This window comes from Moraxella oculi (genome assembly GCF_023336735.1).
Taxonomy (GTDB): Bacteria; Pseudomonadota; Gammaproteobacteria; order Pseudomonadales; family Moraxellaceae; genus Moraxella; species Moraxella oculi.
Map to the genome: position 1 here is coordinate 61489 of NZ_JAMBAQ010000011.1, position 13450 is coordinate 74938.

Below are 13450 nucleotides of genomic sequence, written 5' to 3' on the forward strand. Positions count from 1 at the left end.
TTGATGCGATCGTTAAATCACAAATTGGCACAAGTAAAAAAGATGGGGTCGCACATTGCTTAGTGATTGTCATTGGGTGTTGTTACTAAATAAATCATCAATCAGATGACGCTGAACCATTTTCATGGTGGTTTTAAGCGTGATTGTTGTGGTAATGATGGTTGAATGATTGCATCGACAATGATGGCGAGTGTTCAAAAAAAACGCTCGCCTTTTAAATATGATAAAAACATCACTTGTTCAAAGTGGTCGTATTGAAACTTGATGCATCAAGTGAGTTTTTGCCAAACCGATTTCCCACCAAGAATCCTGCCAGTCCGATGGCAAGTGCTGGCACGACAGCATGCAGATTAAAAATGGCAATTTTAAAGTAAGCAAAAATCACATAGCTGATCAAGCCTGCAAGCATGGAGACGATGGCGCCTGTGGCGTTGGCTTTTTTCCAGTATATGCCAAGTAATAACACCCAAAGGAAGGTCGCTTCCAAGCCGCCAAAGGACAGTAGATTTAACCAAATGAGCATGTCGGGTGGATTGAGCATGGCCACCACGGCTAGAATCATCGTTAAGATGAGTGTGAATCCCATGGAGTAGCGTTTGATTTGAGTTTCATTTCGTGCGGCTTCTGGCTTGATGGAAAGATATAGATCTTTAATGAGTGTGCTTGATGACTGAATCAGCATGGAATCAATTGATGACATGATGGCTGCCATCGGTGCAGCGAGGAATATGCCAGCAATGAAAGGTGGCAGTACTGTCATCATCAATGTGGGGATGACTTTGTCAGGCACATCAAGATCTGGTAAAACAGCACGAGCCAAAACCCCAGCCAAATGCATTCCTAGGACAAGTATCGCCATGACAATCGTGCCTACTAAAATGCCGTGATGTAAAGATCGACTGTCCTTGTACGCCATCGCACGCAAGGCAGTGTGTGGCAAACCAACCAAGCCAAAGCAAACCAGCACCCAAAAAGAGAGCATAAAAGTGGCTGATAGCTTGTCATCAACTCCTGTGGGTGTCAGAAGTCGTGGATCAATGGTTTGTAAAGTTTCTACTGCATGGCTCATACCACCGATGCTCATGAGCGTACCGCCCAAAAGCAATACCGTACCGATAAGCATGACCAGTCCTTGTATTGCGTCAGTTAATACCACTGCACGAAATCCACCAATCAGCGTATACAGACCAATCACTAATGCAAATATCGCAATTGACCACTCATAAGGCAGACCAAGCGTGGTTTCTAGTAACCTGCCTGCACCAATGAACTGTACCACCATCATGCCAAAAAATGCCAATAATAATGAAACACACGCCAAGTACACCACCACTTTATTTTGATAGCGAGCCAGTAGTAAATCGTTGATGGTGATGCTGTCTGTCTGTCTGGCAAAAATGGCAAATTTTTTGCCTAAGGCCCCCAGCGTTAGCCAAATTGCTGGCACCTGAATCATGGCAAGTAGCACCCAGCCCAAGCCATACTTATAGGCAGCACCAGGTCCGCCAATGAAGGAACTTGCTGAGATGTAGGTAGCCACAGTCGTCATGGCAAGCACAAAGCCTCCCATGGAGCGTCCACCCACATAGTACTCTGCCAAAAATGCACCCTGGTTACGCTGCCGATAGGTGTGCCATGCCACACCAAATACGAACACCAGATACAATGCCAAAGGAACCAAAATTTCAATATTTAGCATCACTCATCCGCCTTTTTTGTATTCGCTTGGCCATCCAAATCCACCTGCTGATATACCAATTTTAAGACGGTCACACTGACTAAAATGAACAAAATCGGTAGTAGGATGCAGCTTAATTCAAACCATAGTGGCAGTCCTAGAATGCCTAAAGTATTTGGTGCAAAATAAGCACTGGCAATCCAGCCTGTTAAATAGATGAGTGTTAAATATAATGCCCACTTAGCTTCACGATTAAGCTGGTGAGACGGTTGAGCATCATGAAATGCGGAATGTTTGGGTGGAGAGTCTGACATGAAAAATCCTTGGAAAGTCATAGACTGTATGGTAATGAGATTGGTGGTAGTTTATCATAAAATCTGACAACAAGTCTTAGTAAATTGAGATAAAGTAACAAAATTACTGATGAAATGATTTGGAGTTTTATGGTATTTTGATGATGATTTTTATGCCATGAAAAAAAATGGAGCATTTAATGAGCTTATACGATATCTTAACTCATCGGCGTTCAGTCAGAGATTACCTGCCAACACCAATAGACGAATCTTCGGTCAGGCAATGCTTGGAGCTTGCCACACTGGCACCAACCAGCTCAAACATGCAGCTTTACGAGTGTTACCATGTGGTGGATAAATCAGCGCTTGCTAAGCTGGCTAAGGCCTGCCTGTCCCAAAGTGCGGCAACCACAGCACCACAGATGGTTGTTTTTGTGATTCGTCCTGACTTGCATCGAATGCGTGCCAAGGCGGTGTTTGAGTTTGAACAACAAAACATAAAAACTTATAGCCCTAGCCATAAGGTTGCCACTCGTATTAAGAGGTTTAATAACTACTATAATCGCTTAATGCCGCTTTTGTACAGCCAAAGTACTTTTGTACCAACGGCACGCTTGGCATTGGCTCATGCTGTTGGGTGTTTTCGACCCATTCAACGCGATGTTTCGTTTGATGATTTGCGTGTGGTGATGCATAAGAGCTGTGGGCTTGTGGCACAAACTTTCATGTTGGCGATGAGTGAAAAGGGTTTGGATACCTGTCCGATGGAGGGATTTGATGCCAATATGGTTAAAGATTTGCTTAATTTGCCAAAATCTTGTGAGATTACCATGGTGGTTTCATGCGGTATCCGTAGCGATGTGGGTGTGTGGGGTGAGCGGTTTCGTGTGCCTTTTGATGAGGTATATCGTAAAGTATAAGCGTTTGCATTGGCTACATAATGGCACATAATTATAACGCCAAATTTTTAATGGCTTTGCTATGATCAAAATCAATCGGTCAGACTTTGGTCAAAGATGATGGGTTTGTCATCTTAATGCCTAGAATGATGACCGAATGATTAATGTTTTTTTTGATTTTCATGATAAAAGAGTGCTGTTTTATGAGTAGTATCATTACCGATGAAGACATTTTTACCGCATTAACCAATAAGCACGATATTCAGCGTAAGATGTGTCAGAATCTCCAAAAACATCTGGATTCAAAAGACCGTACTAAGGCTCGAGCGTCTTTTGATGAACTGGAAGCTGAACTCAAAGCACATGCTGCTGCTGAAGAGCGTCATTTGTATGTCCCTGTGATGGCATTTGATGAGGGTTTGGAATTGTCTCGTCATGCGATTGCTGAGCATCATGAGATGGATGAGATGATGGGAACGCTTGCTGATGGGCGTACTGGAGATGAGCGTTTTTTTAAAACGGCACAAGCGTTGATTGATGAGACTTTGCATCATCTTGAAGAAGAGGAGGAAGAATTTTTTAAGCAAGCTAAAAAATTGCTTGATGTCGACACCCAAAAAAGACTGGGCATGCTTTATCAGGCTGAACATGAGGCTTATGAAAAACGACATGATGACTGATTGTGTCAGATGAGTATCTTGAATTTGGCTTTTGTAAAGTGCCAAAAAGTTCATCTCATCATCAAGTAAGTGCTGGTTGGTAGGGCATGTTCTAGGATACTAAGGTTTTATCAATGCCATTAACAGCCAAAAAACCAAAATGAGTTAAAATTAAAAAATATCCGCATCAGTAGATGACGAATAGGACATGTCGTGATAGACTATGGCGGTTTAGCATTTTTTTTAGTTTTGATGTAAGGGTTTTTTTTGGGGTAAATATGGATAATCATGTTTGGCTGATTGTGGCGGTTGTTGCTATTTGTTTGGGATTACTTTTGATGAGCCATGCGATTTTTAGGGCAAAAAAAGGTAAAAATAAGCCGACAACTGACGGTGTGCCGACTTACAAGAACGGTCTGCCAATCACGCCAAGAGATGAGCGTTCTCGACAACCCTTCGATTCTGTACCTGTGGGTCATAAAGACAAAGACGAAGCACCAGACGCCTTAACCAGCATGGCGGCGGTGGCGTCATCATCAGCAATCGTTGTTAATGAGCATTCACAACAGATCTCCGCACCAATGATGTCAAAACCTAATTTGACTACCGAGCAAGTGCCAGAAGACATCATGGTGCATAAAGAGGGTGAGTCGATGAGTGAACTGAATCATTCTTTTAAGCATGCTTCACCAGTCATTGATGCCCACCTTAGTGACCGACAATCTTTTGATCAAAACAACAGTCCGCTATTAAATGCACAAGACACCATCACTGTGCTAATCATGCCGTCCAATCAATCTGAGAGTATCACAGGCAAGACTGTGCTTGATATCGTGCGTGAATATGAGCTTAAATATGGCGTGATGAACATGTTCCATCGTTATCAGCGTAAAGATGGTACGGGAAATTTATGGTTTAGTATGCTGGGCTTGAGTGATGAGGGCTTACAACCATTTGATCTTAATGAATTGACTGAAAGTGAGTTTAGTGGACTGTCGTTGTTTTTATCATTGCCAAATCCACATGCCTTGTCTGGCTTTGATAGCATGGTGGCGGTGGCAAAGATGATTGCTGATGACTTAAATGCCAGTTTGTATGGTGAAGAGGGTCATTTGCTAGACGATGCCCAGCTTGACAGAATGCGAGTGATGGTTGCTGATTATCAGTGAACCCATTTAATAAGAAACCGTCTGTCATGGGCGGTTTTTTGTCCGATTAAGAAATGAAAAAAAAGTGGATTTCCCATGAGTGATTTATTAAGTCATGATGACAATCGCCATAAAACGCAAGAGGCCGATGCGGTTGCTCAAATGCGCCTGCTCATTAACACCCTAAAAAAACACAATCATGCCTACTATGTCCTAGACAATCCAACCATTGATGATGAACAATATGATGCACTACGCCAAAGATTGCTTGCTTTGGAAACGCAGTTTCCTGATCTAAAACAAGCTGACAGCCCCACTGATCAAGTGGGTGATAAACCACTGGCTGCCTTTACTCAAATAACGCACGACATCGCAATGCTTTCTTTGGGGAATGTATTTAGTTTTGAAGAGTTGTCCGCATTCATCAAACGCATCAACGATCGCTTGGATACAAAAAATCAAAATCCAGAATTTGAAATGGAGCTAAAATTAGACGGATTGGCAGTATCGCTCAAATATGTGCATGGTCAGCTTTATCAGGCAGTAACTCGGGGTGATGGGCGTGTGGGCGAAGACATCACTCACAATGTACGCAGTATTCATAATTTGCCACAAGTATTGCCAGAATGTGCAGGCATCGGCTTGCTTGAAGTGCGTGGCGAGGTCTTAATGCCAAAAGCAGGCTTTGACAGATTAAATCGTGAGAATGGTGAGCGTGGTGAAAAAACATTCGCCAACCCAAGAAACGCAGCGGCAGGTAGCCTAAGGCAGCTTAATCCTGCGGTTGCTGCCGCTAGACCGTTGGCATTTTTTGGGTATTCGGTCAATCAAGGTTTGCCAAATCATGTTGAAACGCAAAGCGACTCTTTGGAATATTTGCGATCATTGGGTTTTGAGGTTGCACCTTTTGGCACATCAAGCACGCCACAGGGAGTGCAGGAATTTTATGATGATGTTGCCAAAACTCGAGCAAATCTGCCGTTTGAGATAGATGGTGTGGTGGTAAAAGTAAATTCATTATCCTTGCAAAACGACTTGGGCTTTTTAAGTCGTGAGCCTCGCTGGGCAACAGCATACAAATTTGCTGCCGAAAGTGCGATTACTCGTCTTTTGGCAGTAGAATGGCAAGTGGGGCGTACAGGTCAGCTAACCCCAGTGGGGAAACTTGAGCCAGTCAGTGTTGGTGGCGTTACGGTAAGTAATGTTACCTTGCACAATTTTGGTGAAATTGAGCGACTTGGCCTGATGGTAGGTGATGTGGTCAGCGTTCATCGGGCGGGTGATGTGATTCCCAAAGTAACTGCCGTGATGCTTGACCTTAGGGATAATGCGGTCAGTCCGATTGATCTGCCAAAGACTTGTCCAGTATGTGCGTCAGCGGTGATTTTACCTGAAGGGGAGGCTTTGGCTCGATGCACAGGTGGTTTGTACTGTGCTGCACAGTCTAAAGAAGCTTTAGTACATTTCGTTTCTCGCCGTGCGATGGATATTGATGGCCTAGGTGAGCAATGGTTGATTAAGTTTTTTGAGATGCAGTTGGTTAGAACGGTCGCTGATATTTATGAGTTGGCAGAGCATCAAGACCTGCTGATGACTTTAGAAGGATTGGGTGAAAAATCGGTCAAAAACATGCTTGCTGCCATTGAGCGTTCAAAAAATACGACTTTGCCTCGTTTTATTTTCGCGCTTGGCATTCGTGGTGTGGGTGAATCAACTGCATTAAACTTGGCACAACATTTCACTGATTTTGAGGCAATCAGACGAGCGACAATTGATGATTTTTTGGCCGTGCCAGATGTTGGGGAGATTACTGCTCGTAATATTTATGAATTTTTTCACAGTACGCACAATAACGAGGTCATTGATCGTTTGCTTGCGTCAGGTCTGATGTGGCAGGCGACGACAGCAAGCATGTCAGATACGCCGCTTGATGGACAAACTTGGGTGGTAACAGGAACTCTATCTGCCATGGGTCGTGATGAAGCAAAGGCACATTTGCAGGCATTGGGGGCGAAAGTTTCAGGTTCGGTGTCGTCAAAAACCAGTGCATTGTTGGCAGGCGAGAAAGCAGGCTCAAAACTCGAAAAAGCCTTGGTACTAAATGTAACGATCATTTCAGAAGATGAGTTTTTGCAGTTGCTGGCACAAAATGGTCGTATGGTCAGTACAGAGTAATCGGTCAAGCACTCCTACTTGTTGTATAAGAATGCTTGATGCAAATGCCTGATGTATCAGCAGAAGGCTGGTGCTTAATTTTGTGTGGTATGTGAGTTATTCACTTGGTTTGATTTCAATCGGCAATACCAGACCTTCTGCAAATTTATCTGCAAATACATAATCATGCGTATCAGCAACCACCTTATCTTTGGTGTGAATGATGAGCTTAATGTTTGCCCCATCGGTCAGTTCATGACTTAGGTAGTGGTTTTCTAGTTGATCAAGCAATTTCCCCAAAGCTTCAGGAGCTGCCATACTTACTACGATGCTATGCTGGGCTTCTTTATCGCTGATGTGATAAGCTTTGGCGTAATTTTTGACGGCAGCGGCATCAATTGAGATGGGATAGGTGTGGTTTTTCAGATCGGCAGGGGTAACTTTGGTGTCAATCAAAGACCAGTTGATTTTGATTTTGCCATCTGGTGTTGTGATGGGGTGAGATTCGTCATCAGAGATTGATTGTGTTAAATTTAGATTGTGTTTATTATCATGAGTTTTGCTGGCTTGTGTGTCTGTTTTGGTAGGGTGTGTGTCTGCTGGTTGATTGCAGCCAACCAATAGGCAGGTAATGAGTAATGGGGCGATGGCGTTATTCATGAATGATCCTAAAAATACACACACGCCAAATGAATGGCGTCATGATGGTCTGGTGAGTTGATGGGTGTTGGTGAATGAGTCATTGATTTTGATGCTTTTGTATGAGTTTCATACAATCCTATGATGGCTGCTAGCGCAAATCTGCTTTAAAGCCACGCTTTTTGTCCATCTGCCAATCACGCTCTTTTAAGGTTGCACGCTTATCATGGAGTTTTTTACCCTTAGCAAGGGCAATCTGACATTTGACTCGAGATGCCTTCCAGTAGCAAGATAATGGCACAACGGCATAGCCTTTTTGATTGACCATGCCAAACAGTTTGTCAATCTCACGACGATTGAGCAACAGTTTTCTGGTGCGAATGTTGTCGGGGGTGATGTGCGTAGAGCTGGTTAATAGGGGTTGAATGTGAGCTCCAAATAAAAACGCCTCACCATTTTTAAAGATCACATAAGAATCTGTGATGGTCATTTTTCCTGCACGAATGGATTTGACTTCCCAGCCTTCCAAAGCAAGCCCTGCTTCAAAAGTCTCCTCGATAAAGTACTCATGTTTGGCTTTTTTGTTGGCACAGATTTGGTTGCTTGGTTTTTTTGCCATGATATGATTTTCCGATATTTTGCTTAACAGGGTGCATTATAACAGAATATTTGCATGTATAAACATGGATAAGGTAGTGTGTTTGTTACATTCATGGGGCAATAAAACCCACCGATTCACCAAATCGGTTTGCCTTTATTTGGGATAATTGATACTATGATGCCTGCGATGATCGTTTTGCATGGTTAATTTGATTAAGGAGCTGTTATGCTAAGTAGTAAACCAACCCTAGAAACTTTAATGAATCACCGTTCGGTACGCAAATATACAGCAGAACCAATCTCTGATGACATGCTGACCGCCATATTAGAGGCAGGGCGTGCCGTATCCACTTCAAGTTTTCTACAAGCTTCTAGCATCATTCGTGTTAAAGACGCTGCCAAACGCACAGCACTGCGTCAAATTTCTTGTGACATGAGTGAAGAAGCGTATCAGCAAGCACTGGATGATGGCAAGCGTTTGGGGCATGGCTATGTAGAATCGTGTGCAGAGTATTTGGTTTTTTGTATGGATGCAAAACGCCATAATCAGCTGGCTGATGTGCAGACAGACTGGATGGAAGTCGCTTTAATTGGAGCGATTGATGTGGCTCTCATGGCTCAAAATGTGCTTGCTGCTGCTGAGAGTTTGGGTCTTGGAGGTGTGTTTATTGGTTCATTACGCAACGATATCGCCAGAGCGGGCGAAGTGTTGGGACTGCCTAAACATGTTGTGCCACTATTTGGTTTGTGCTTGGGTCATCCTGACTGGGAGTCAAAAATCAACCAATCTCAACGCCCTCGCCTACCACTGGAAGTTCTCGTCTCTACCGATACTTATCAGGTAGCCAGTGAAGAGGCATTATTAGCTTATAATGAAGAGGTGAAACAATACTATCATGGGCGTGGTCTGAACTTGGATTGGACTGCCCAAATCGCCAACACATTCGGTGGTGATGTACGCCCATTTGTGCTGGATTATTTACAAAAGCAAGGCTTTGCCAAACGATGATCGCCAAAAAATACCATCAAAGCTTTACCAGCCTCCATTGACTTTAAGGGGGCTTTACAATTCCTTAAACAGTCGGCTATAATCTTACAGATTTAGTCGGGGTGCTATGAGCTGAGATGATACCCGTGAACCTGTTCAGTTAATGCTGTCGTAGGGAACTAACCATGCCTGATTGTTTTTTTGTCGCTGTGTTGAATTGATATGCAGCGAGTTACCATTCGTGATTTGTCGCTCAATATTGGCGAACGATCCATATTTCATCAATTTCATTTTTCTTTGACTGACGGCCATTTTACCAGTCTGCTTGGTGCATCTGGGGTTGGCAAATCTACTTTATTGCGTGTGATTGCAGGACTTGAGGCCAGTTTTTCAGGCAGTGTTGACATTGCCACGGATACCACCTTGGCCTACATGGCACAACAAGATGCGTTATATCCTTGGCTGTCAGTGTTAGATAATGTGCAGTTATCAGCCCATCTTGCTGGTAAAAAATCCACCCAAACACAACACAAGGCATTGGATTTGTTACAAAAAGTAAAAATGGGAGAGTGCCTATACAGAAAGCCTTATGAGTTGTCTGGTGGTCAGCGTCAGCGAGTGGCGTTGGCTCGTACGCTGATGAGTGATGCCAACTTGATCTTGATGGATGAGCCTTTTTCAGCATTAGATGCAGTTACTCGCCATGAGTTGCAGTCCTTGGCATATGAACTCTTACAAAATAAAACGGTTCTTCTCATCACGCACGACCCCCAAGAAGCCATTCGTTTAAGCAACGACATCTGTGTCATGAAGCATCAACCTGCTCGGATTGTATCGAAAATCAGCCCAAAAACTCGTCCTATCAGGACATTAGATGATGTGGCTTTTGGTCAGCTGCACGCAAAACTCCTAGATGAACTGGGAGGTGTGTCATGAAATGGCTGAAAATCCCTTTGATTGCTTTAATATTGATTGGTTTTTGGCAGCTGGTTGTGGTATTTGGGCAGTTACCACACTACATCTTGCCAAGTCCCAGTTTGGTATTTTGGTCATTTTTAGATAATCATGTGCTTGTTTGGCATCATGCCAAGATTACTTTTTTTGAGATTGTGCTTGGTCTCATCTTTGGTGTGTCAATGGGGATTGCCTCAGCATTAACATTAAGCAGCTCTAAAAAACTCTCATCGATACTGCTACCCATGCTGGTCATCTCACAGGCGATTCCTGTATTTGCCATTGCACCGCTTTTGGTATTATGGTTTGGTTATGGTATTGCTTCTAAAATTGTCATGACGGTGATGATCATCTATTTTCCTGTGACGGCAGCATGCTTCGATGGGCTTCAAAAAACACCAAGTGCTTGGCTTGATGTTGCCAAGACTTATCGTATTACGCCCATGCAGATGCTTTTGAGAGTAAAGTTGCCTGCAAGTTTGATTGCATTGTCGTCAGGGCTTCGCATTGCCATCTCAATCGCACCGATTGGGGCGGTTGTTGGTGAATGGGTGGGTTCATCAGCAGGGTTGGGTTATTTGATGTTGCACGCCAATGCTAGAATGCAAGTGGATTTGATGTTTGTGGCGTTGCTTGTGTTGGTTTTGATTGCGTTATCATTGTATTTTATGGGTGATTTGGTGTTAAAACGCATGGCTCCATGGGTCAGTTATTTACATTAATCAAAAGATATATTTTTAAGGAAGGAACACTATGAGATTTTCAAAAACTGTTATTGTCATGGCGATGACTTTAATGGTGGGTTTATTGGTTGCTTGCTCACCAAAATCGGATCATCAAACCATACAGGATCATCAAAAGTCATCAGGTCAAAAGGTGTCATTATTGCTTGACTGGTTTGTCAATCCCAATCATGCCGCCATCATTGTTGCTCAGCAAAAGGGGTATTTTGCCGAGCAAGGATTGGTGGTGGATATTGTAGAGCCTGCCGATCCTTCGATGCCGCCGAAATTGGTTGCTGCAGGGCAAGCAGACATTGCGGTGGACTATCAACCACAACTGCAGCAGCAAATTGCCGAAGGTCTGCCCTTGGTTCGGATTGGTACATTGATTGACACTCCATTAAATAGTTTGGTGGTATTAAAAAGCAGTGGGATTGATGGTATTAAAGAATTAAAGGGTAAAAAGATTGGTTATTCTGTGAGTGGTTTTGAGGAGCTGCTATTAACAACCATGTTAAAATCTGCCAACTTAAATGAGCAAGATGTTCAAATGGTCAATGTGAATTGGTCTTTATCACCATCTCTGCTAAGCGGTCAGGTTGATGGAGTGATTGGGGCATTTCGTAATTTTGAACTCAATCAGCTAAAGATTGAGCAGCAAGAAGGCGTGGCATTTTATCCAGAGACTCATGGTGTGCCAGTGTACGATGAGCTGATTTTTGTGGTTAAAAAAGAAACAACCGATGACGAAAGATATGTACGCTTTATGAATGCCATCACAAAAGCAACTGACTTTATCAAACAAAATCCAGAAGAGGCGTGGCAAATTTTTATCAGCCATAACCCTGCTGAACTGGACAATCAGCTGAATCGTTTGGCATGGTCAGACACTTTACCACATTTGGCAGAACGGCCAAAGGTGCTTGATGAGTTACGCTATGAAAAAATGGCAACATTCATGCAGCAGCAAGGTTTGATCAAGCATTTACCAGCAGTTACTGAATATGCGATACAGCTTCCTGAGTGAGCTTGACTTAACTGTAATCACATCTTTAATTCGCATCAATCAAAACTTAGGTTGATAAAATTGGTTTTAAATCTGGCTAAAATTTGATAGCATACGCACTTATTTTAGCCTATTTTATAGCCAATGATGACACGCACCCAAAAAAAAGCACTATATCCAGGTACTTTTGATCCCATCACTAATGGACACATTGATCTTGTCAAAAGAGCGTTGAGATTGTTTGATGAAGTTGTGATTGCAGTGGCATTTGCTCATCATAAAAAGCCGATGTTTAGTTTTGATGAGCGTGTGATGATGGTAAAAGAGGTGTTTAAAGACGATTTTAGGATATCGGTGGTTGGGTTTGAGGGGTTGCTGGTAGATTTTGCTAAAGAGCAAAATGCACAGGCAGTCATTCGTGGTTTGCGTGCGGTATCAGATTTTGAATATGAGTTCGGTCTGGCTAATATGAATCGCAGTCTGGATGAGAATTTTGAAGCGGTATTTTTAACGCCATCGCAAGAATATTCTTTTGTTTCATCAACCTTGGTTCGAGAGGTGGCAAAGTTGGGTGGTGATGTTTCTAAGTTTGTGCCATCTTGTGTATTGACTGCTTTTTCCAATAGGCTCTCTGTGAGTTAGTAACCGATATGATGATTAAAAAGTAAAAATATGGCATTAAAAATTACTGAAGAGTGCATCAATTGCGATGTCTGTGAGCCAGTTTGTCCGAACGAAGCGATTTTTGCTGGCGAAGATATTTATGAGATTGATCCTGATTTATGCACTGAGTGCGTAGGGCATTATGACACGCCACAGTGTGTGGATATTTGCCCAGTAGACTGCATTCCAAAAGATCCAAACCATGTGGAAAGTGAAGCAGTGCTATTGGCAAAGTTTCATCGCATTACAAAGCAGTGATTTGATTCTTGAAAAAAAATGTGCCATACTATTTATTAGCAGACTAGACAATCGCTGCCTTATTGTAAAGATGAGGGGGAGGAAAGTCCGGGCTACATAGGGCAGAGTGCTAGCTAACAGCTAGGGGGCGAAAGCCTACGACCAGTGCAACAGAGAGCAGACCGCCTGACCACTCAATCAAGTGTTTTATTGTGAACTTTAGAAAAATATTTGGTTGAGTGGTTGGGTAAGGGTGAAAGGGTGTGGTAAGAGCACACCGCACGACTGGCAACAGTGCGTGGCAAGGTAAACTCCACTCGTAGCAAGACCAAATAGGTGTTCAATGGGTTGCCCGCTCAGAACACGGGTAGGTTGCTTGAGCATATCAGTGATGGTATGCCTAGATGAATGATTGTCCACGACAGAACCCGGCTTATCGGTCTGCTGTCATTCATATTGTAGACATAGAAGAAAATTTTCTAAAAAAATATAAAAATTTTCTTGACAGGGCATAAAGCTATCTGTATAATTCATACCCTGTAGCGGCGATGTAGCTCAGCTGGTTAGAGCGCACGACTCATAATCGTGAGGTCAAGAGTTCAAGTCTCTTCATCGCCACCAAAAAATAATGAAAAATACTTGACATTTCAAGTTAAATCATTATAATAGCATTCCTGATTTGATAAAGATGAAAAAATTTATCAATTCAATAAAAAAATGCTTGACATTAAATAAAACTGGCGTATAATACGCACTCATTCGCTGGATGACAACGAATGACACTATTTAAAATCCAAACTAAAGAACAAC

The 13450-nt window shown here is 42.8% G+C and carries 14 protein-coding genes, 1 tRNA gene, 1 other RNA gene and 1 riboswitch; of the genes, 12 read left to right on the forward strand and 4 right to left on the reverse strand.

All coding sequences use genetic code 11. The features are described from left to right. Window positions 1–232: 232 nt before the first annotated feature. The gene (panF, locus tag M2R47_RS06505; protein WP_249100639.1) at window positions 233–1699 is read right to left on the reverse strand and encodes a sodium/pantothenate symporter; all 1467 of its coding nucleotides are present in this window, start codon (window positions 1697–1699) and stop codon (window positions 233–235) included. Next, on the reverse strand, window positions 1699–1992 hold the full coding sequence (locus M2R47_RS06510; RefSeq protein ID WP_249100643.1) for a YhdT family protein: 294 nt from the start codon (window positions 1990–1992) through the stop codon (window positions 1699–1701). The genes panF and M2R47_RS06510 overlap by 1 nt, the downstream gene beginning before the upstream one ends. Window positions 1993–2171: 179 nt before the next feature. Between M2R47_RS06510 and M2R47_RS06515 the strand changes: the two genes are divergently transcribed. The 4 genes from M2R47_RS06515 to ligA all read left to right on the forward strand — a co-directional run bounded on the left by M2R47_RS06515 (window position 2172) and on the right by ligA (window position 6852). Beyond that, the gene (locus M2R47_RS06515; protein WP_249100646.1) at window positions 2172–2891 is read left to right on the forward strand and encodes a nitroreductase family protein; all 720 of its coding nucleotides are present in this window, start codon (window positions 2172–2174) and stop codon (window positions 2889–2891) included. A 182-nt stretch (window positions 2892–3073) separates the two neighbouring features. Continuing rightward, window positions 3074–3550: a hemerythrin domain-containing protein gene (locus M2R47_RS06520; RefSeq protein WP_249100648.1), complete on the forward strand. Its 477-nt coding sequence runs from the start codon at window positions 3074–3076 to the stop codon at window positions 3548–3550. Between the two features lie 257 nt (window positions 3551–3807). Further along, window positions 3808–4698, forward strand: a complete 891-nt coding sequence (locus M2R47_RS06525; RefSeq protein ID WP_249100652.1) for a cell division protein ZipA C-terminal FtsZ-binding domain-containing protein — start codon at window positions 3808–3810, stop codon at window positions 4696–4698. Window positions 4699–4773: 75 nt separating this feature from the next. After that, window positions 4774–6852 (forward strand): NAD-dependent DNA ligase LigA, encoded by a 2079-nt coding sequence (gene ligA, locus M2R47_RS06530; RefSeq protein WP_249100656.1) that lies wholly within the window; start codon window positions 4774–4776, stop codon window positions 6850–6852. 96 nt (window positions 6853–6948) lie between these two features. Here the strand turns inward: ligA and M2R47_RS06535 are convergent, their stop codons facing one another. Further along, on the reverse strand, window positions 6949–7491 hold the full coding sequence (locus M2R47_RS06535) for a hypothetical protein (RefSeq protein ID WP_249100659.1): 543 nt from the start codon (window positions 7489–7491) through the stop codon (window positions 6949–6951). A 130-nt stretch (window positions 7492–7621) separates the two neighbouring features. Further along, complete coding sequence (gene smpB / locus M2R47_RS06540) at window positions 7622–8089, reverse strand: SsrA-binding protein SmpB (RefSeq protein WP_249100661.1); 468 nt, start codon at window positions 8087–8089, stop codon at window positions 7622–7624. 207 nt (window positions 8090–8296) lie between these two features. Here smpB and nfsA point away from each other — a divergent pair, with 207 nt between their 5' ends. The 8 genes from nfsA to M2R47_RS06580 all read left to right on the forward strand — a co-directional run bounded on the left by nfsA (window position 8297) and on the right by M2R47_RS06580 (window position 13261). Further along, a complete protein-coding gene (gene nfsA / locus M2R47_RS06545) occupies window positions 8297–9079 on the forward strand; it encodes an oxygen-insensitive NADPH nitroreductase (protein ID WP_249100665.1) in 783 nt (260 codons plus the stop codon). An 87-nt stretch (window positions 9080–9166) separates the two neighbouring features. Continuing rightward, window positions 9167–9253, forward strand: a riboswitch (TPP riboswitch). A gap of 27 nt (window positions 9254–9280) precedes the next feature. After that, window positions 9281–9994: an ABC transporter ATP-binding protein gene (locus M2R47_RS06550; protein ID WP_249100667.1), complete on the forward strand. Its 714-nt coding sequence runs from the start codon at window positions 9281–9283 to the stop codon at window positions 9992–9994. After that, window positions 9991–10734 carry an ABC transporter permease gene (locus M2R47_RS06555; RefSeq protein ID WP_249100671.1) on the forward strand — a complete coding sequence of 248 codons (744 nt, stop codon included), beginning with the start codon at window positions 9991–9993 and terminating at the stop codon, window positions 10732–10734. Before M2R47_RS06550 ends, M2R47_RS06555 begins: the two co-directional genes overlap by 4 nt. Window positions 10735–10765: 31 nt before the next feature. Beyond that, window positions 10766–11761, forward strand: coding sequence for an ABC transporter substrate-binding protein (locus tag M2R47_RS06560; RefSeq protein WP_249100674.1), 996 nt, complete (start codon window positions 10766–10768; stop codon window positions 11759–11761). 126 nt (window positions 11762–11887) lie between these two features. Then, window positions 11888–12382 carry a pantetheine-phosphate adenylyltransferase gene (gene coaD, locus M2R47_RS06565; RefSeq protein ID WP_249100689.1) on the forward strand — a complete coding sequence of 165 codons (495 nt, stop codon included), beginning with the start codon at window positions 11888–11890 and terminating at the stop codon, window positions 12380–12382. A 30-nt stretch (window positions 12383–12412) separates the two neighbouring features. After that, complete coding sequence (locus M2R47_RS06570) at window positions 12413–12661, forward strand: YfhL family 4Fe-4S dicluster ferredoxin (RefSeq protein WP_249100678.1); 249 nt, start codon at window positions 12413–12415, stop codon at window positions 12659–12661. Between the two features lie 35 nt (window positions 12662–12696). Then, window positions 12697–13092, forward strand: an RNA gene (gene rnpB, locus M2R47_RS06575) — RNase P RNA component class A. Window positions 13093–13184: 92 nt separating this feature from the next. Next, a tRNA-Met gene (locus M2R47_RS06580) sits at window positions 13185–13261 on the forward strand. The last annotated feature ends 189 nt before the right edge of the window (window positions 13262–13450 follow it).

Coding starts and splice junctions, on each gene's coding strand:
- panF (WP_249100639.1), bottom strand. CDS start 1,699: ATGCTAAATATTGAAATTTTGGTTCCTTTGGCATTGTATCTGGTGTTC.
- M2R47_RS06510 (WP_249100643.1), bottom strand. CDS start 1,992: ATGTCAGACTCTCCACCCAAACATTCCGCATTTCATGATGCTCAACCG.
- M2R47_RS06515 (WP_249100646.1), top strand. CDS start 2,172: ATGAGCTTATACGATATCTTAACTCATCGGCGTTCAGTCAGAGATTAC.
- M2R47_RS06520 (WP_249100648.1), top strand. CDS start 3,074: ATGAGTAGTATCATTACCGATGAAGACATTTTTACCGCATTAACCAAT.
- M2R47_RS06525 (WP_249100652.1), top strand. CDS start 3,808: ATGGATAATCATGTTTGGCTGATTGTGGCGGTTGTTGCTATTTGTTTG.
- ligA (WP_249100656.1), top strand. CDS start 4,774: ATGAGTGATTTATTAAGTCATGATGACAATCGCCATAAAACGCAAGAG.
- M2R47_RS06535 (WP_249100659.1), bottom strand. CDS start 7,491: ATGAATAACGCCATCGCCCCATTACTCATTACCTGCCTATTGGTTGGC.
- smpB (WP_249100661.1), bottom strand. CDS start 8,089: ATGGCAAAAAAACCAAGCAACCAAATCTGTGCCAACAAAAAAGCCAAA.
- nfsA (WP_249100665.1), top strand. CDS start 8,297: ATGCTAAGTAGTAAACCAACCCTAGAAACTTTAATGAATCACCGTTCG.
- M2R47_RS06550 (WP_249100667.1), top strand. CDS start 9,281: ATGCAGCGAGTTACCATTCGTGATTTGTCGCTCAATATTGGCGAACGA.
- M2R47_RS06555 (WP_249100671.1), top strand. CDS start 9,991: ATGAAATGGCTGAAAATCCCTTTGATTGCTTTAATATTGATTGGTTTT.
- M2R47_RS06560 (WP_249100674.1), top strand. CDS start 10,766: ATGAGATTTTCAAAAACTGTTATTGTCATGGCGATGACTTTAATGGTG.
- coaD (WP_249100689.1), top strand. CDS start 11,888: ATGACACGCACCCAAAAAAAAGCACTATATCCAGGTACTTTTGATCCC.
- M2R47_RS06570 (WP_249100678.1), top strand. CDS start 12,413: ATGGCATTAAAAATTACTGAAGAGTGCATCAATTGCGATGTCTGTGAG.